Origin of the sequence: Mariniblastus fucicola (genome assembly GCF_008087665.1) — a bacterium.
Classification (GTDB): domain Bacteria; phylum Planctomycetota; class Planctomycetia; order Pirellulales; family Pirellulaceae; genus Mariniblastus; species Mariniblastus fucicola.
In genome coordinates this window covers 2,857,191-2,876,256 of sequence record NZ_CP042912.1, presented here as the reverse complement: position 1 = coordinate 2,876,256, position 19,066 = coordinate 2,857,191, and the positions used below count along the sequence as shown (strand labels likewise).

General features: G+C 53.5%; 14 protein-coding genes. 4 read left to right on the top strand and 10 right to left on the bottom strand.

Translation table 11 applies throughout. The annotated features are described in order from the left end of the window. Positions 1–13 precede the first annotated feature (13 nt). Positions 14–1,024, bottom strand: coding sequence for a UDP-glucose 4-epimerase GalE (galE, locus tag MFFC18_RS10665; protein WP_075081491.1), 1,011 nt, complete (start codon positions 1,022–1,024; stop codon positions 14–16). 95 nt (positions 1,025–1,119) lie between these two features. Then, positions 1,120–3,105 (bottom strand): hypothetical protein, encoded by a 1,986-nt coding sequence (locus MFFC18_RS10660; protein ID WP_148618802.1) that lies wholly within the window; start codon positions 3,103–3,105, stop codon positions 1,120–1,122. A 305-nt stretch (positions 3,106–3,410) separates the two neighbouring features. Between MFFC18_RS10660 and MFFC18_RS24935 the strand changes: the two genes are divergently transcribed. The 3 genes from MFFC18_RS24935 to MFFC18_RS10650 all read left to right on the top strand — a co-directional run bounded on the left by MFFC18_RS24935 (position 3,411) and on the right by MFFC18_RS10650 (position 6,808). Then, positions 3,411–4,331, top strand: coding sequence for a hypothetical protein (locus MFFC18_RS24935; protein WP_075081493.1), 921 nt, complete (start codon positions 3,411–3,413; stop codon positions 4,329–4,331). Positions 4,332–4,362: 31 nt separating this feature from the next. Then, positions 4,363–5,685 carry a glycosyltransferase gene (locus MFFC18_RS10655; RefSeq protein ID WP_075081494.1) on the top strand — a complete coding sequence of 441 codons (1,323 nt, stop codon included), beginning with the start codon at positions 4,363–4,365 and terminating at the stop codon, positions 5,683–5,685. Positions 5,686–5,947: 262 nt separating this feature from the next. Next, positions 5,948–6,808 (top strand): hypothetical protein, encoded by an 861-nt coding sequence (locus tag MFFC18_RS10650; RefSeq protein ID WP_075081495.1) that lies wholly within the window; start codon positions 5,948–5,950, stop codon positions 6,806–6,808. 175 nt (positions 6,809–6,983) lie between these two features. Here MFFC18_RS10650 and MFFC18_RS10645 read toward each other — a convergent pair whose 3' ends face one another. From MFFC18_RS10645 to MFFC18_RS10620, 6 genes are all read right to left on the bottom strand, one after another. Continuing rightward, complete coding sequence (locus tag MFFC18_RS10645; protein WP_084416662.1) at positions 6,984–8,519, bottom strand: ammonium transporter; 1,536 nt, start codon at positions 8,517–8,519, stop codon at positions 6,984–6,986. A gap of 439 nt (positions 8,520–8,958) precedes the next feature. After that, on the bottom strand, positions 8,959–10,092 hold the full coding sequence (gene mutY, locus MFFC18_RS10640) for an A/G-specific adenine glycosylase (RefSeq protein ID WP_238381098.1): 1,134 nt from the start codon (positions 10,090–10,092) through the stop codon (positions 8,959–8,961). Between the two features lie 15 nt (positions 10,093–10,107). Then, positions 10,108–11,238 carry an alpha/beta hydrolase family esterase gene (locus MFFC18_RS10635; RefSeq protein ID WP_075081496.1) on the bottom strand — a complete coding sequence of 377 codons (1,131 nt, stop codon included), beginning with the start codon at positions 11,236–11,238 and terminating at the stop codon, positions 10,108–10,110. Positions 11,239–11,392: 154 nt separating this feature from the next. Beyond that, on the bottom strand, positions 11,393–12,178 hold the full coding sequence (locus MFFC18_RS10630) for a hypothetical protein (RefSeq protein WP_075081497.1): 786 nt from the start codon (positions 12,176–12,178) through the stop codon (positions 11,393–11,395). 226 nt (positions 12,179–12,404) lie between these two features. After that, a complete protein-coding gene (locus tag MFFC18_RS10625) occupies positions 12,405–13,433 on the bottom strand; it encodes an acyl-CoA desaturase (protein ID WP_075081611.1) in 1,029 nt (342 codons plus the stop codon). 119 nt (positions 13,434–13,552) lie between these two features. Further along, positions 13,553–15,007, bottom strand: coding sequence for an ABC transporter substrate-binding protein (locus MFFC18_RS10620; protein ID WP_075081498.1), 1,455 nt, complete (start codon positions 15,005–15,007; stop codon positions 13,553–13,555). 91 nt (positions 15,008–15,098) lie between these two features. Between MFFC18_RS10620 and xylB the strand changes: the two genes are divergently transcribed. After that, positions 15,099–16,613, top strand: coding sequence for a xylulokinase (xylB, locus tag MFFC18_RS10615; RefSeq protein ID WP_075081499.1), 1,515 nt, complete (start codon positions 15,099–15,101; stop codon positions 16,611–16,613). 73 nt (positions 16,614–16,686) lie between these two features. Here xylB and MFFC18_RS10610 read toward each other — a convergent pair whose 3' ends face one another. Beyond that, positions 16,687–17,721, bottom strand: a complete 1,035-nt coding sequence (locus MFFC18_RS10610; RefSeq protein ID WP_075081500.1) for a methyltransferase domain-containing protein — start codon at positions 17,719–17,721, stop codon at positions 16,687–16,689. Positions 17,722–17,826: 105 nt separating this feature from the next. Next, positions 17,827–19,050, bottom strand: coding sequence for a PcfJ domain-containing protein (locus MFFC18_RS10605; protein WP_157664979.1), 1,224 nt, complete (start codon positions 19,048–19,050; stop codon positions 17,827–17,829). Positions 19,051–19,066 lie beyond the last annotated feature (16 nt).

The window sequence follows — 19,066 nt, the reverse complement described above, 5'->3', positions numbered from 1 at the left end:
GGGCGCTCCGAAGCTACTCAACCTGCCCTTCCGCCAGTGCGGTATCTCCATAGCCGGCGGGATTGTTGCGATGCCATTCCCACGCGGTCTCGATGATTGACCGCGGCGAAGTGTATTGCGGCACCCATCCCAATTCGGATTCTGCTTTCGATGCGTCGGCCACCAGCTCTGGAGGATCTCCGGCACGCCGATCGCCGTCGACGCTTTTTATGTCCACGTTCGTGACCTCGCGACAGGTCTCGATAATCTGCCGCACACTGAATCCCGTGCCGGTTCCCAAATTCAACTCGATGCCCGTGCCAGGTTTCAATCTTTCCATCGCGCGAAGATGAGCATCCGCGAGGTCGTCAACGTGGATGTAGTCTCGCACGCAACTTCCGTCGAGCGTCGGCCAATCGTTTCCGAAAACAGTAACCTGCTCACGTTGCCCCATCGCAACCTGCAGCACGATCGGAATCAAATGCGATTCAGGTGTGTGGTCTTCACCAATTCCGCCGAGCGGAGATGCGCCAGCGGCATTGAAGTATCGCAGTGCGGCGTAGCCAAAGTTATGTGCTTGCGAATAATCACGCAGCGCTCTTTCGATGACCAGTTTGGTAAAACCGTACGGGTTGACCGGTTGCTGGGGCGTAGCTTCGGAGATGGGAACTTTGTCAGGAATGCCGTAAGTAGCACAGGTGCTCGAAAACACAATCTTGCGAACGTTCGTGGCTCGCATCGACTCCAGCAGCAACAAGGTATTGACTACGTTGTTCTGATAGTACTTCGCAGGATTGGCACATGACTCGCCGACCAAAGCACAAGCCGCAAAGTGCATCACGATGTCGATGCGATTGTCACCAAGGACGCTCTTCACCAATTCGGAATCGTTCATGTCGCCAACGATCAACTCGCCGGCCGTCACGGCTTGCATAAAGCCGGTCGACAGGTTGTCCAAAACCCAAACTTTGTGCCCTGCAGAATCCAACAGCCGCACCATGTGCGATCCAATGTATCCTGCTCCTCCGACGACCAGTATGTTCATAATGCTTCAATCAGTTTCAATGTTCGGCAGCGATTCCGTGCCGGTTGGCGAGTTTTACTTTTCTGTCAGACAGAATGGCATTCAAAATTCGAGCTTCAGGCGACGCTCAGATTGGCGTTACCGCTACCTACAAGATAATCGAGCGTGCGTTTCGGATCATGTGCATTCCACCATCGCTGTGAATAATCCTGAGCCGAAAACTGGTAATGATCAAGATGCTCAACCAGTTCTGCAACGCAATCCTGAATCGAATCACGATCGGCATAGATCATTCCGATCGCCCCGAGCGGTACCTGCCGAGGATTGTCAGCCTGAAACAGATCCATGGACAGATTTCGAATACTCGCAGTCGAATCGTCAAACGCGTTTTCGATCTCCAGCCCAATTTTGTTGCCACCGAAGTCCACTCGAAACATCACGTGGCATTTGCCTGCCGAAAAACGATGGCCGACCACCTGGGTTGAAGTCTGTTGCGATCCATCCGCCGTTGATTCAGTGCAGTGGATTCGCGCGTCGACGCCACGGCTTTGAGGATGTTGCCAGTCGAAACTGACAATGACGATGTTTTCGTCGGGGCTCTTGGCGCAATCTGCCCTGAATGGATGTCGCTGTCGGTCGAAGGAGACGATGCCTCCGCTCAATGGAGCGTTGTCACTGTCGAAACTCATCTCACGAAGTTCCACTTTTCGTCCACTGGGCAATTGACGCATCATCCTGTCGACATGCCGAAACTGCGGCTCCTGCAGTTGATGTGCGAGCCAACATCCTGCCGGCACGATCACTGGTTTTCCACAACTCAGCAACTCGCCCAACACTCCAGCCCTCCGACTGTAGTAGGCGCGGCTGTCGTGCAGCAACAACCCAAAATCCGCGCCGCGAATGAATCGGCAATACTGCTCTTCTGACAATGGGTGCCGCAAGTAGTCGATGACCGGAGCGTCGGTGACGCCGTGACTGCCTTCGGGCAGGGTCAGTTCGAGCTTTTGTCGGCCAAGCATTTTCCGATTCGGGCGCTGCACCGCGACTTGCAGCCGACCGGTCGAAAGGTATTCATCCCAAAGACCGTCAATCACGCCTTGCAGATGCACGGCACTGCCTTTCTCCCGGCGCAATTCGCCAGGCACGACCATCCGCGCCGTTCCCGAATGGCTGGTGATCCGCGGAAGCACGCTACTGGTTGTCGCACGCTCCGACGTTTCGAAAGAATCTACGTTCTCCGGATCGTGTGTCAGGCCCGCCGCATTGGAGCTGGTTGCGAAGGCTTTCGCGGGAATCTTTGCCGCGTCGACGGTTCTAGTCTCTATCCGGTTTCCTTCGGGAGAGAATCGCTGGTTGACGGGATAGGGCAGTCGCCAAAAATCGGCCACGTTCAAACGCGAGTACTGTTCGACCAGTTCTTCCGATGTGCAGTAGAACATCAGGTTGTGATCGGGAATTCGCGACAACGCAGCCAGAAAGCAACCGCGGACTTTTCGTTGTACGGCGGACTGGGATTCGAATTCGGGAGTTCGGCCGTCGAACAGGTTGAAATGAAACTGTAAGTGCCACGTCGCAAGCCGCGAGGACGGATTGCTTGCGAGGTAAATGGCCAGCCCCATCAACTCCAGCTCGGAAACGGTGGTGAAGAAAATTTGATCGCCGCGTTCAAACTTTTCGGGAACCGCTGCACCAAAAAATCGACTGCAATCGCACGCGAATTGGGCGATAACTTTGCGGCGTTGCTTGCGAAATAATTTGGTTCGACGGCGCCGCAGGAATCGCTGCATCGAAAACAGCCGTGATGCATGTTCTTCGACGGACAAATCCTCAATGCTGGTCGCTCGCTTCAGATGCCTCAGCCCAGCCAGCCAACTAACTTTTTGATACGTCGAGTTACGAAAACTTGGTACGACTTTGGCGATCGTGTGCAGCGGCAGCTCGGCATCGTTTTTCGTTTGTCGTCGGGACACGAATCGACGATTGGTGGCGACGATCGTTTCGTGGCTATCGAGGTGCGCGGCCCGAGCGACACAGTTGACATAGTCAAAGTGGTGGCCCCCCGGTTTGCAAAGCGATTGATCGATGATGTAGAGCCGTGCCACAGCATTTCCTGTTAGCGATCGTGTCATCCTGACAGTCGTCATCGTATCGGCATCCAACGGATTCGGGCAACCTCAACTCGATCAGATTCCGTTGTCGTGATCGCGAGCGCGGCCTCCAGTTGAGTCCCGATGTCAAGACAGAGTTTCACGAATGGAACTGACAGCAGATTCTTGAGAACAAATTGCGATTGACGCGAGAATCCGCATTTTCATAAATTGCGTCAGCAGGCTGGTCGAGTGGAACCACGGATGGTTCTGATGGCTGTAAACGGATTTCGCGCCTGCATTTTTAACACATTGGTGCCATGACTCAGACTCGCAAACATGTTGTCATCCTGCCTCACTTTTGCGAAGAAGAAGTCGATCGCTACCTGCGAATCGCGACACTTCTGAAGTCGTGGCCAAAACCGAAAGTCGAAACGGACTTCCTGCTCGCCGCCAGCCCGAAACGGAAACCTTCACAGCGGCTTGTCGAAGCTTACCAGTCGCTTGGCAATGCGATTCCTTTTCAATGCCCCACGCAGATCTTCGGATACCCAGAAGGCCCGACAGCAATGTTTTGGGACTGTATGGAGTACGTCGAGCAGGCTTATCAAAACAACGACGGATTCAGTTTGTGGCTGGAGTCGGACATGTGCCCGACGCAATCCGACTGGATCGATCGGCTTTCGCAAATGTGGTACAGCGGCTCGCAGCGTCCTTTGATGATGGGCTGTTACGTTCCAGAAGTTTACAAGTATCGGATTCTGAAACGGCCAAAGCGAATCCTTGAACCGCACATCAACGGTGGAGCCTGTTACGCGATGAATTTTGCGTCTCAGATGCCGACCGATGCACGTGAAGGCGTGTTCGACATGGCGGTTTACCAGTTCGCGAAAGCCCGAGGGTTGGCTCGCGAGTGCCGGGCAATTTCTTTCTCGACCACCGATCGGGTCCGCCGGGACCTGATGGACGCTTCGAAAGTTCTGCTGCATGGTTTTATGCAGGAAAAGGACGAGTTTATCGAAGACTGCATTCGCCCTCTCGACGGAGCCGAATTGCAAAAGGCCAAGTGGAACGCGTTGCAGGAGCAGATCGAGACGACGCGACGCAAGCTGCGGGTCTGGTTCGTTCGCCGCGGCCGAGAGGCGATGCTGGAGAACATGTTCCTGGCAAAGCAACGATACGAGCAGGACAATCCGGTCGAAGAGTTGGCGGAAACGACACACTCACGCAAAGCGGCCTAAGCCACAACGCCATCGAATCCAGGAGCAGGGCATGAAGGTCAGCCACTTCAACACGTTTCCTTACGGTGGTGCCGCCACGGCCGCGCGGCGACTAAGCCGGCGATTGAGAAAATCAGGCGTCCGCAGCACGTTCTATTACAGTCGCAGCGATCGCGATGATGTTGTGCAGATCGGCAACAAGTCCGAGGCGATTGAGCAGACTCAAATCGCAGCCGAGCCTTCAACCAACGGACTGTCGATGTTCGCGCGACGTCGCGAAAAGAAGCGGCTGAGAGAAATCTGGCGATTGCACAACGAACACATCGCGACTCGCCCCGCCGGAGAAGAGACTTTTTCGATGGCGAGACTGCCAGACGAATCAACGCTGAACTGGTTTCAAATCAACTCGGACATCGTCCACCTTCATTGGATTTCATTCTTCGCCGACTACCCCAGCTTCTTTCGATCGATCCCCGACCACGTGCCACTCGTTTGGACGCTACACGATCAGAACGCATTTACTGGCGGCTGCCACTACGCTGGCGGCTGCGAAAAGTACCAAAAGGGATGCGGATCCTGCCCACAAGTCACCAACGCCCACAGTCGCGACGTTTCGGTTGATTCGTTTCAGACAAAACGCCGCGCTCTAAGCGGCCGTAACGTGCATGTCGTTGCACCGAGCCGCTGGATGCTGGATTTGGCAAAGCAAAGTCCCGTCTGGCCGAGGACCGCATCGTTCCACCATATCCGACTCGGTTTCAACCTGAAAAAGTTCTATCCGGTCGACCGAATACACGCTCGAAAACAGCTCGGCATTCGCTCAGACGCATTTCTGATCGGCTTCGGTGCAGATGATGTTCGGAGCAAACGAAAAGGAGTCGGTTCGCTGGTTTCTGCGCTGGATCATGTGTCCACGGACCAGGAAGTCGAAGGGATCGTTTTCGGTTCGGGTGAGGTGCAAAGCACGGGTCGAGTCAAAAAGTTCCACGAGCTTGGCTACGTCGACTCGATTGACCGGCAACGTCTGATCTATTCCGCCGCAGATGTCGTGGTTGTGCCTTCCACCGAGGATAATCAGCCTCAAGTTGGACTAGAGGCCATGGCTTGCGGAACCCCTGTCGTTGGCTTTGATACCTGCGGGATTCCGGAGATGGTTCAAAACGGTAAAACGGGACTGCTCGCGAAAGCTGGCGATTCACAAGACCTCGCCAAGCAGATCTCATGGATCATCAATAACCCACTGCAGCGTCAGCAAATGGGAATCGAGGCTCGGAAGATGATGGAGCTGAACCATGATTCTGAAATTCAGGCCGCACAATATATCCAGCTATACGAGAACGCGACTCAGTTTGGTCGCAAGCTGAAAGCTGCCTGATACGCACCGCGGTTCTCGCCAGCCGACGTTCCCGAAGCCGGACCCGCAAGAGTTTGGACAGCTGACCGACCAGCATCTGGTGCCGCAGGCATTAACTCGCTACGTTTTCAATAAAGCGTCAGAATTCGCTTAGTATTGCAACCGAGCAGCTCCCGAATGGGTGCCAATCTGGCTACATCCTGCCAACACATCGGCCATTCTGGCGCCACCAATTTGTGTACATTGATGACGTTATTTCATCGTACAGTTTTTGGAAACAAGAATGCGTAACAATTTTTCAGTCCTGACACCCTTCGTCATCGCACTTTCCCTCCTTCAAACATCATGGGCAAACAACAATCACTTTTTACCGGGAGACGCCTTCTTCCCAACTGAACTGACAAAGGCTGATGTGGAAAGAATTCAAAAGGCGAAAGGCAATATTAATTTCAAGTACTCCAAGCTTGGAGGCTACGGCGGAGCTTTTTGCGGCGGTGCCGGATACCATAAGGCTTCGATGCCAGTTGCTGACGATGCGTTTGCTAAAAACCTTGCAAAGGCATATGAAAGAATCCGCGAGTTTGAAGATCGCGAACTGATCGAATTCGAAGGTGAAGATGGGAAGATCGAATACGACGAAATCAACGGCGTTAAAGTCCTGTTCTACAACAGCGACTTCGACTTCAACAAGCACGCCCTGGGATTAAGATACAACGAGAATTGGCTGAAAGAAGTAGTCGCGTTCGGACATTCAAGAGATCATGCGAGGTTGTGCTGTTTGCTTCAAAGCCAAGAGGCTGTTACCACGAGTTGGCGAGACGGAGACTTAGTACCCGCCTTTAAAGCAAAAACACCTAACGCCGACGGAAAATCTCTCCGGGAAACCATGGGCGAACCCATTGTTTTTGATACGAAAGTGAAAGCCATCGTTATCCCCGCATCAACGTCGCTGGATGATCTTTTTGAACGCTCAGCAGGATCGCAACTACTTGTCGTCGATTCAAGTGGCGTCAAGGAAATGCGAATCGAGAATTACAAGTGGCAAGAGGGCAATATCGATATTGGCGGATTCGGCGCTGGGAAAGACTCGAAAGACGGCGAAAAATCTAAGGGCGGAGGAAGATCAAACGGCGGTGTGTTCTAGCGCCTGTTTGACGTCAGCATTCGCAAGTTTCCTTCTAACAATGAAAGCGGAGAGCACGCGTGCCACAAGTGACAACACGTACTCTCCAACCACCATTGACCACTTTGTACAGTTGGCGTTAACCAACCGTGTTTCCTAAAGAAGTACCCGTGGCCAAGCACTTCATCCTTTTGCTTTATAGGCTGTAAGCATGAATTCCATGCTCTCCAAGGTCGAGACCTTCCTGTTCTTCCGCTTCGCTGACTCGCAGTCCCAAAGTAAACTTCAGGATCAATCCGAGAACCAGGCAGAACAAAAGTGTGAACAGTCCGATAGCGACAATTCCTTTAACCTGAATCAATAGCTGCTCGGTTCCGGCCATTGCACCGAAGATTCCGACAGCGAGCGTACCCCAGATTCCACAAACAAGGTGGACGCTGATCGCTCCAACTGGATCATCAATTTTCAAAACACCGTCGATGAAGATCACAGCGACGTAGACCAGTACGCCAGCGATCAGTCCGATGATGATTGCTTCAAGCAGGCTCATCTGATCCGCACCGGCAGTGATGCCGACCAGACCGGCGAGGATGCCGTTGAGTGTCATTGAGAGGTCAGGCTTCTTGCCGTGCACAGTCGAAACAAGTGCTGCAGCCAAACCGCCTGCCGCTGCTGCCATGGAAGTGGTGCAGAGTGTGAGGGAAACCAGTCCGGGATCGGCTGAAAGTACTGATCCGCCATTGAAGCCGAACCAACCGAACCAGAGGAGGAAGACGCCGATCGTTGCCATTGGCATGTTTGAAGGCGCGATTGCCATCGCTTTGCCATTGACGTACTTACCTGCTCGAGGACCCAGCAAGAAGGCCATGACCAACGCTCCCCATCCTCCGACCGAGTGTACTAATGTGGAACCTGCAAAATCGTAAAAGCCAGCTCGGTCAAGCCAACCGTACCCCCACTTCCATGAACCTGTAATCGGATAGCTGAGCGAAACAAAGAACAGGCAGAAGATCAAGAATGTTCCAAGCTTGATTCGCCCGGCAACTGCTCCCGAAACGATTGTGCAGCATGTCGCCGCGAACATCGCCTGGAAGAAAAAGTCTGTAAACAATGTATAAGGATTGCCGTAACCTTCTTCGGTACTTGCAGCGTTGAAGCCAGCAATCTCTTCGGCCGTTGCTTCGTCACCGACAGCGGCTTGCGTTGGTCCATTCATGACCATGCCGAATCCGTCAAATGCGAAGTAGCCGTTCTTCTTCAGGAACCCATCCTCAGTCGTCTCAAGGTAATTCGCTTGTTCTGCTTCCGACCATCCGGAATACTCGAGAAACGATGCCGGATACATCATCAAAAAGCCCATCACTGCGTAGGAGATCAATCCAAGGCAAACAATCGCGGTATTTTTGAACAGAATGTTGACGGTATTTTTCGAACGCGTCAGACCACTCTCGAGTGTTGCGAATCCAAGGTGCATGATGAAAACCAACATCCCGGCAATCATGATCCAGAGATTGTTGACAGTAAAACCGTCCGTAACCTCAAGCGGCTCAACTGCGCCAGCAGCGGGAGTCGTCTCAGCGGCAGAAGCTTCGGTGGCTTCTTCTTGAACGGGCGCGAATGGAGTCGCTGCGGCGTTAAGAGAATTTGATGACGCGAAAAAGGAAACAGTACAAAGCAGCAGTAGCGTCAATGTAAAAAAGAGCGGGTTGCTCTTCCATGAACATGAGGTCATTAGTGGTTCTCCAATATCGTAAAATGGTGGTTGATAGGCTCCTTAAGCATCCGCTGTACCAATTCGAAAAACTGACAGCATTTTTTCCAGTAACGGTGCGAAATCTCAATTTTTCCAAGGTTTCTCGCTAAAGAAAAAGCTAAAAGCTGCCGACGCGCACCTTCTGAAAACCCGCCTGATTGCCAATTCGTTAGGCAACGAAAACGCCAGTAAAATCACCAAACTCGACGGTTCTACACCGCAAGGTGATTCGAGACCCCACTGACGATATTCACCGGTAAAGAAGCCCCCTGTCACGGGTCGCCCGAAAATGAGGCAGGATGCCTGGCCAGAAACACATGATCTATGTGTCAGACGCTGCGATTGAAATCGGAACGATCAAGAAGCGACTTGGGACGTCCAACTTGGCGGAATCGCGCTGCGTATTGCGCGAACCGGATTAGATGCAGCAGCGATCTGCAATCTTCCGACCAGTCGTGCTCATTGGCATCTCAAGAAGCTCTTTGTTGGTCGCCCATCGCAATTCGCTGGCTGCTCCAGATTTGAGCCGACCGGTAACTTGCTCGGACGAGAACACATCGAGCGTAATTCGAAACCTGGTCACCGCGTGTTTCATTTGCAGGCTGGACGAACCGACGGAAACATCTAGCCCGGTAAGCGACTTTATTTGTTCCGGCAACCAAACTTCAGCCCGCCTGTTGCCTAACTCAAATCGGGGAAAATCCCACAACCCAGTCCACCGTTCACCTTCACCACAAAGTCGAACAAGAAATTTGGTCTGGCCCCGAGTGACTTTCGAGACCAGCACGACGGCCTCGCGAATGCTCTCGTACTTCATCTTTACAGACGGTGCAGGAATCTGATTCTGCAAGCCGCCGCGGAAAGTGGGACAGAATTTAATGATGGGACATTCGGAACATTTCGGGCATCGAGGCGTGCAGATTTCACTTCCGATTTCCATGAGCGATTGATTGAAGTCGCCGGCACGTTTTTTCGGCAACAACGATTCCGAAAATTGCCACAGTAGCTTTTGATTGGCCGACGAACGCGGATCGCTTTCCATTTGCATCAGTCTGGCGAAAAGTCGAATCGTGTTCCCTTCGAGAATCGGCAACTGCTGGTCCAGCGAGATCGAAAGGATGGCTCCCGCGGTATAGCGTCCAATACCTGGCAGCGCGAGTACTTCGTCAAACGTCTCCGGGAAATTGCCGCGATGCCGCTCAACGACAACCGATGCGGCGGTGTGAAGTTGACGGGCCCGACGATAATAACCGAGGCCTTCCCAAAGCTTGAGAACTTCGCTCTGATCCGCTGCAGCAAGCTTGCTCACAGTCGGAAATCGCTTCATGAACCGTTTAAAATAGTCAATCACCGTGGCGACTTGAGTCTGCTGCAACATGATTTCGCTAACCCAAATCCGATACGGCGTTCGATCCTTCCGCCAGGGAAGGTCGCGTTGGTGGGAGTCAAACCATTTCAAAAGTGCTCGACGAAACTTCGTTCGTTCGGCGGCAGTAGATTCGGTCAGCAGAATGGGCGAGTCGTTGATCATGCACGCGAATGTAACACGCATTTATTCTCGTTGGCACTACCTCGAAACGGCTTTCGCGCCGCGTTTCAGATCGGACTGTTTGTTTATCGATTTCTGTTCGTGGCCACGATGGTGATCGTTGAGAAACTTCCAGATTTCTGCCCAGCCATCGACGTCCTGATTATACGTGCCGACCACTCTTTCCATTCGCTGGGGACGGCCTGGAATGCCGTGCCCTCCGCCGATGACTTTGTAGAGCCCAACCGCAGTTCCCTGCTGTCCACCGGTCCACAGACTGAATTCGACCGTGCTGCCGTCTTCCTCGTTGACATCTTCGAAAGTCGAAACCGCTGGCTTTGCTTTGATACCGTTCCGCTTCACCCAGTGCTCAACTGCCGCGTCGGTCGAAACGCAGCTTCCGCGGTCCTCCAATTTTCGATTCATGGCTTTTCGAAGTTTTGGAAACAGGTCGACCGTCAGTGCTCCGCCGTCGTACGGCACAAGTGGATCCGACGTGCCGTTCATATAGACAACAGATACTGGAAGCGTCGGTTTGAAGTCTTTCTCAAGCGACTCTGCCATGGTTGCGATCACGATGCCGACGGCAGAAAACGTTTCGGGATGTTCCATCGCAAGCCGCTGAGTCATAAAGCCGCCATTGGAAACGCCAACGGCGAATATCCGCTTTTCGTCAACACGATACTGTTTACGTACTTTGGCAACGATGGACATGAGGAAGTCAACGTCGTCGATCGTTCGATTGTGTTCGCGAAACAGTTCGGAGTCGCGCCCACAGTTCCAATGCTTGTCGATCGCGTTTGGATAGACCACGATAAAGTTGTGCTCATCCGCCAATGGCGTGACTCCCATGACGGATCCCTGATCGGAATTTCCGCCGCCGCCATGCAGACAAATCACCAGCGGAACAGGCGTCGCCGCATCTACGGAATCGGGTACATGAATCCGATACTTCCGATCGCGTCCCTGGTGTTCGAGCTGAACTTCAACTCCAGTCGGCTCAAGCTTTTGCCGTCGAAGCCAGTTTCCGCCACGTGGCTTCGCATCGACATTGTCGCGGCCTTGAGACTTTGATTCTTCCTGAAGTGACTGACTATGTAGCTGGCTAACCGACAAGGTGACAGCGAACAGAAACAGGACGGCTACACTGGCAGTAAGAAAATTTCGCATCGTAAGTCTCGTCTGAATGAAACATGGGCTCATTCAACTACACGTCGCAACGGCGATTTGGAGACAGCCATTCTCCAAACAATTTTCTAAACCGATGTCATCACGGGGCAGAGATTCCCAGGCTTCGAACTGCGGAACGAGCCTGAATCACTCGCTAGGCGGCGTTTCTTTTGAGTGGCTGCAGGGTCGCCGGGTGAACACCAGCCATTTTCGCCAGCTCTTGCCGAATCGCAGTATTCAAAATGTTTCGAGTCCGCAACACGATTTCCGACGCCGGCGCTCCGTCGATAACTCGATGATCGAAGGTAAACAGAGCCCGACTGATTCCATTTTTGGGCATCGGATCGACACCGATCGTCGCGGTGTTCGGACCAAGGTGCTTACTGCCGTACGCGCCGCGATGCCCGGAGATGCTCATCCCGAACGTGCCCATGTGAAAAGCTCGCTTCACTGGCCAGACATTGAACAGAGCCCACCACGCGAACCGGCGCAAGAGCGACGGGCATTTTGCAAACATGATCTGATGGCGAAACTGTTTAATCTCTTCGATTGGAGCTTTGCGATAGAAGTCATACTGAGCCTGCAAGTCCACCAAGGTGTGATTGTTGGGCTCATTGAACCGTGCGAAAAGCAATCGTTCTTCGCCTCTATATTGGCGAGACATCGTCATCATTCCGACGCTCTGATGATGCTCGTAGAGATGTCCCCATGGAAATGAAACGTAGCCTTGTTTCAGCATCGGCATCTGCTCGGCCACGGCAGCCATCGCTTTCATAACCAGAACGTTCCAGCTGATTCTCGGCTTGGCCATCCGGCGAAGCTGCGCGACCTCGCGAAGTTCCCAATCACACGCAATCGACGCCAGAGGGGTTCTGTTCGCCATCCGGATGACATCGTCAACCAGCCGCCGGCCATTGGTGAGTGCAATTCTTTTTCCCATGGCTGCATTGTCGCAATTTCAGAGAATCGCAACAACAGAGATTTAGGCCTGGTGTCAGCGCCAAAAAGACAATCCGATCACGGTGTCCGGGTTGCCGACAAGGAACAGCCGTCCAACAGCACAGCAGTCCAAAATCACAGCGTGCTGCCGCGGGGCAAATCAGACTGATACGTCGACGTGAAAAGGTAGCCAGGTGACGAAGCAACCGACGCCACTCAAACTCGCACTAATCCAGCGATTTTCTTTCCAGCGCTGAATGGTTAGGCGTCGCAAGATTGCTGATCAGCCCAATCTTCTGCAAACCAGCAAGCGTCAGATAAGTCACGTCGACTTCCCACCAACGATGTCCGTGGCGAGCACTTCGAGGATCGGCGTGGTGATTGTTGTGCCAACCTTCTCCATTGGTCAGGATCGCAAACAGCCAGTTGTTGCGACTGTCTTCACGAGTCTCATAGTTGCGATAGCCCCACATGTGAGCAGCGCTGTTGATGGCCCAAGTTACATGCCAGGTGTAAATCGTCCGCATGATCACGCCCCAGAAAAAGAACTGTGCCGTCATTTGCAAAACGTTACCGGTGAACAATCCGACGATCGCACCGGCGACAGCAAACAGGAGCGTGTGCGCGGCGTAAACAGCGATCCACATCTGGCCTTTTTGCAGCCACATATAGTATTTGTCACGCATCAAATCTTTGCAGTATCGATCGTAAGCAGAGATCTTTGAAAGGTCAGTGTTGTCGACGAACAACCAGCCCATGTGTGACCAGAAACCGCTAACGTGCGGAGTATGTGGATCGGGTTGGTGATCGCTGTGCTGGTGGTGAACTCGATGGACCAAAACCCAACGGGCTGGTGAATCCTGAAAACTGCAAACGCCCAACGTCGCGAGCGTGTACTCGAACCACTTCGGGCAATCGAATCCCTTGTGCGTGAGCAGCCGATGGTAGCCGGCGCCGATGCCCATCGACGTGAAAATGTAGTTGCCGATTGGCAGAAACAAAATTCCCCACCAACTGAACAGGTAGGTGGTGAAGGCTAACGGAATCATCAAGTGGAATGCGATGACCGGAAGCACGTACTCCCAAAGAATCCTGCCCGACTTCACGCCTTCGGGTTTTGGAATTCGCTCCCACTTCCCGAGCTTTTCATCTTCGACGTGAATGTCCTTGGCGACGCGATCGACGTCAGCCGACTTTGTGGCGGAATCGCTGGGGCGCTGTTTCTTGTTGTCTGAAGTTTGGGTCTCGGTAGCCATGCTGATTCCGGAGGCGGTTTTTCCTAGTCTCATTTTGGAGACTCGCAGTTTAGCCGCTTAACCGACGTTAACAAACTGCAATTCACTCACCAGACTCATGCCCGGACGAATTGGTGCGACTAAATGCCGTTCCCACGACGGAGCTCGTTGATCTGCGACTGCCGACCGTGCGATTCTGTCACACTTTCCCATTCTTTGGCGACGCGCCCGAGTGTCGCCTTGGCGTCTCCGGCTTGATCCGCGAGGAATTCGGCGACCGCGTCGTCCAGAATCTTCAGATACTGTCGCTTTCCCGGTAGCTGCGGGAACATCAGAAATATTCTGGAATCATGCGTTTCGGTAATCGAATCAGCCAGCTGATCCAGAAGCTTTCGATCCGCCTGCTCCATCGAATACCACTGTCCGACACGCGCCAAATGGATCGCGCGAAACGGAGCCGATGTCGATTGAAGCAACTTTTGGCTGTTGCGTTTGCTCGTAAGCCAAACCACAAACTCGGCCGCGTCCTTGGCGTTGGACGTTCCGGAAGCAACCGAAATGTTGTTGGCAGCGATCCCCAGCAAGTCCACTTTGACGTCTTCGTCTTTGCTGCGTTTATACCAGCGAGACTCCTTGAGATCGTAAAACGATGGTGAGCCCGGCAAACGTACGACGCCCCATTTCGCAGACTCCTTTTCAATCGAATCCGCGTCGATTGATTCGTCCAGCGACGGCCACGCAATCGCAAACACGGCCTGCCCGGCAGCAAACTTTTGGAACACTTCGCTTACTGAAAACGTCCCGCCAGTTTTCTCGGCCAACCGCTTGACCTCTTCGAGCGCGGTTTCGAAAGGCGCGGACGCAACCGTTGGCTCCATCGTTCGACGGTCAAAGAACGAGGTCAATTTTCCCTGATCGCGAATCAGACAGGCGACTCGTGCCATAAACATCTGGCCAGCAGATTCGCCTGCCGTCGGAATCACAATCGGCGTCAATTCCCTGGCTGATTCGACGTCGTTCAGTTTGTCGATCGCGAGTGTTAAGTCTTCCCACGTTTCCGGAACGGCAATCTGCGCGGCGTCGAGAATATCGCGCCGGTAAAAAAGCCGGAGCTGGTGCCCGCCCAATGACACCGACCAGGTTTTGTCGTCATGCCGAACGAGGGCTTTTCGAAAGTGCAACAGGAAAGCGGAAAGGTTCATTTCCGGATCGTCCAGTCCGTCGCGCGGAAAGACGCGAACCATGCCTCTGGAGACCAGATCAGCATTGATCGTCGACGGGTGCAAAATCAAGTCCACGTCGGCCTGGGAAGCATCCGAGGTATCGAATTCGTCCAAACTGAGGTGCTCAATTTTCAGGTCGCCATCACGCTCGGCAGCCCACTGGCGAGAGATCTCTGCGTCGAAGTCTGGAACACCGATAGCCAACAGCTTCAGCGGTTCGGGCGTGTACAGAACCTTGTCGTCAGTCTCTTCGGATGTCGCAAATCCGCTCTCAGTATTCGCGTCGCAGCCTGCGATCGCAAGAATGGCCGCGCCGGCCGCAAACAGCAACCAAATCGCGGTGCCAGGCTTGATTCCAAAAGTTGTTTTCACATTCCGTCCAATCGTTCGATGTTTTCTCTTATGTTAAACTTTTGGCCTGCATTTTCTACGGACCACTTTCTGGATTGTTTGGCAAAAACTCATGAGCTACTACCTTGGCGTCGACATCGGGACTTCCAGCACGAAAACCATCCTGATCGAGCCCGGAGGAAAAATTTTGTCGGAGGCTTCCGAGAGCTATCCGCTATATCACCCGAAGCCGATGTGGAGCGAGCAGGACCCGGAAGATTGGTGGTCGGCAGTCTGCAAAACAGTCAAAGCGGCCGTTCGCAAAGCGAAAGTCAAACCAGCCGCGGTGAAAGCCATTGGACTCTCCGGGCAGATGCACGGCAGTGTGTTTTTGGACAAGAATGACAAAGTCATCCGCAAGGCGTTGCTTTGGAACGATCAGCGAACCGCTGCCGAGTGCGATGAGATTGAATCGCTCGCCGGTGGCAGGAAAAAACTGATCAAAATGGTCGCCAATCCGGCACTGACGGGCTTCACGGCGCCCAAGATTTTATGGATGCGGAACAACGAGCCGAAAAAGTTCGATCGCGTTCGCAAAATCCTGCTGCCAAAAGATGACGTTCGCCGACGCATGACTGGAACTTACGCAACCGAAGTTAGCGATGCGAGCGGCATGCTGTTGCTGGACGTCGCAAAACGGAAATGGTCGACGACGCTGCTCAGTAAACTTGATCTTGATCGCGATCTGTTCGGCGAAGTTTTTGAATCCGAAGACGTTACTGGCAACTTAACGCCGGACGCGGCCAAAATGCTTGGCTTGACGACCGATTGCGTCGTCGTTGGTGGTGCCGGAGACTGCGCGGCCAACGCGTTGGGGACAGGAGTCGTCAACGGCGGGACGCTGTCGATGTCTTTGGGGACCAGCGGCGTGATGTTCGTTCACAGTGACGAGATGAAAGTCGATCCAACGGGACGGCTTCATACGTTCTGCCACGCGGTCCGGGACAAGTGGCACATGATGGGCGTGACGCTGACCGCAGCCGGCGCACTGAACTGGTTTGTTGAAGCGATCGCGAAAGAGTTGGCGGCTGGCAAGAAAGATCCGTTCGAAACGTTGATCGGCGAGGCGAGCAAGATCTCGGCCGGCAGCGAAGGCCTGTTCTTTTTGCCATACCTTGCAGGCGAAAGAACACCGCATGCAGACCCGAACGCCCGCGGAAGTTTTGTGGGGCTGACGCTGAGCCACGACCGTGGCCACATGACCCGTTCGATTCTCGAAGGCGTCGCTTACGCGCTTCGCGACAGCCTGGCAATCATCAAAGAATTGAACGTACCGGTGAAGCAGATCATTGCTTCCGGCGGCGGTGCGAAGAGCGAAGTCTGGCGGGAAATCCAAGCCGGCGTGATGGGCCAGAATGTCGTCCGCATCAATGCGGAACAGGGACCAGCGTTCGGTGTGGCGTTGCTGGCTGCGGTTGGCGGCGGCGAATACAAAGACGTGACAGCCGCTTGCAAAGCAACGATCAAAGTCGTGGAGAAAACGTCGTCTACGGCGGCGGCAAGAAAACGCTACGACGCGGCGTTCCCCGTTTTCCAGGACTTGTACCAGTCACTAAAAGCAGACTTTCGCAAGATCGCCGAACTGTAGAAACAGATCCACAGAATCGCCCCGCAGCGCGAAACTGATCGCGCTGCGGTTTTGGTGGTTTAGCGGTTCGATGTTACTTGGCTTTTTCAAAGCCTTCGTCTACAAGCTCTTGAATTCCCTGTGGCAAAGGTCGAAAGTCGATTTCAACGTCCTCCAGGGATTTCGCGGCGGCGAGAACGCGGCCACCGCTGAGGCAATGAGCGTAGACAATTTTCCCTTTGGGCAATGTCGCTACGAGCTTGCTTTTTTCTTCCTCGCCGGATCGAAGTTTACTCAGCGGAACCAAAGTCGCGTCCGACAAGTGCACGCCGTCCCATTCTCGTTCTTCGCGAACATCAATCAGAACGGCTGTTCCGTCTTTCAATCCTTTACGGACATCATCCAGCGTGTCCGTCGTGTGGCCCTTGGCCGTTTTGCGATCCGAAACTTTGTATCGTTTCAGGTACGACGTCTTAAAAATGTCATCAATCAATTCAACTTCCTCGAATCCGGCCAACTCAATCTCTTTTGAAAACGTGTCGCGATCAGCACGAACGTGGTTCAAAATCCAATCGGAACTTTCCCCCTCCACACGATCAAACTCAACCAGCACCAACATACCGTCCGGCTTGAGCGCTTTCTGAATTGATCGCATCGTCTTGTAGGGAAACTCGAAATGATGATACGTGTCACAGACAAAAACAAGGTCAACAGAATTTTCGTCTAACCCGCAGGACGTCTGGTCACAAAGTACAGCTTTGACGTTTTCGCACCCATCATCTTTGCAAGTTGCCTTAACGTGATCGAGAAACTTTTGATTGATATCGACAGCAAACAGCTCTGCCACGTTCGGAGCCATCATCCGAGAGAACAATCCGGTTCCTGCTCCGATATCGGCAACGACCATCGCCGGCCGCAGACGACAGGCGTTCACGATTTCCTGACGAAGGTCGTAGATCTCGCGACCCTCGCTCTCGAACCGCTCAACGAACGTGGACAGTTCTTCAGCGGAAAGCTTATTGAACGAGTCGTTGATCCCGGGGCGAACGCTGGCTTCCTGACCGTTCAAAACCAATGGAGCAACGATCAGAAAGTTGATAGCGACAATTAGAAAGCAGATTTTTTTCACAGTTGGCCTCGATGATTGTGGTTCGTCAACTCAAAGGTTTGACGTACTGCAATTTTACTACCGGTAACGCCAAAACGTAAAGGAGATAACTCAGGCGGGTTCAAACTACATCGCCAACTGATTCGCATCCGCCCAACGACGAATCAGTGACAGCGAGTGGTCTGTTGGTTCGGCATTTCGCCTGGCTTTCATCTGCACAATCTGACGACTGTCCGGCCATACTTCCACGGTGACAACGGGGCGTTCGCAGGTACCAACACACTTTCTCAATGACCAGATTGAGCAACGGCCTGAACGGCAAGAGGATTCGTACGACGCGACACAGTGCTGCATCAGCCCACCTTCGATTCGCAGTTGAAGGGACTCAAGAATCTCAACCATTTTCCAATGCGATTCTCCGCAATCGATGGACAGCCTGTCAAATCCCGACGGAGCCCAAACCCGGTTTCGAACCGCGAACTTGATCGGCGTGTGCATGGGAATCTCAATTTCGTTACGCCAATTCTGCATGTGGCGACGAAACGCCCGAAGCGTTCTGCCTTTGAGCGACAGTTCTGGCTGCAACGGAGTATCATGGTGCACGCGATAGCCAAGCACGCGGGAAACGTCTTCGTATTTTTGCTGCCACACGAACCTTGCAATTTCAGCAAGCTCGATGTCGTCCGGCGCGACGACGCTTCGCTCCCGACCTCCCGGCTGAACATTGCTGGCATAGATCAAGAACCGAAGCAGTTCCTGCCAGAACGTTTCTTCATAGCGATAGCCACGACAGGCGATGACGATTCGCGAAGCCAACTTGTCGCTGGCTCCAAACGCAATTGCCTGCGCCCATCGAATCGTCTCGGGAATACTGAAACGGTCTGGCGCATTGGCGAACCGATGCGCCGCTTTTTTCGTCAGACGCGAACCTAATCCGCTCTCCGCAATGGCTTTGCGCGGGCTGATGCCTCTGGCCATATCCAGCAACACTCGGACGTCCTCGATGTCGCCAAACCAGGCTCGATGAGTAAACTCGGGCACTTCGAAGCGTCCGAACAGGTGTTTCGAAAGCGAGTAGACGACGTTCCGGCTTGGCGTCCAAGTCCACGCAGAACGTATTATCCGCTCGGGGAATCGCGACATCCGAGAGATTGCCTGAACGTTGGCTTCGGTGGTACGGCGTTGTTTTTGGGATCGCGAGCAGAACGAGCGCGGGCTGAGCAAACCTGTCTTCGCGCGCACACTTTCAATCAGTCGAGTGTAAGCGTGCGAGGCAGATACAGATGCAGGCCGATGGGCTCGTATCACGCGATCCAACAGGTCTCTGCGACCTGCGGATTTCGTAGTCATGATTGTTTCCAAACGA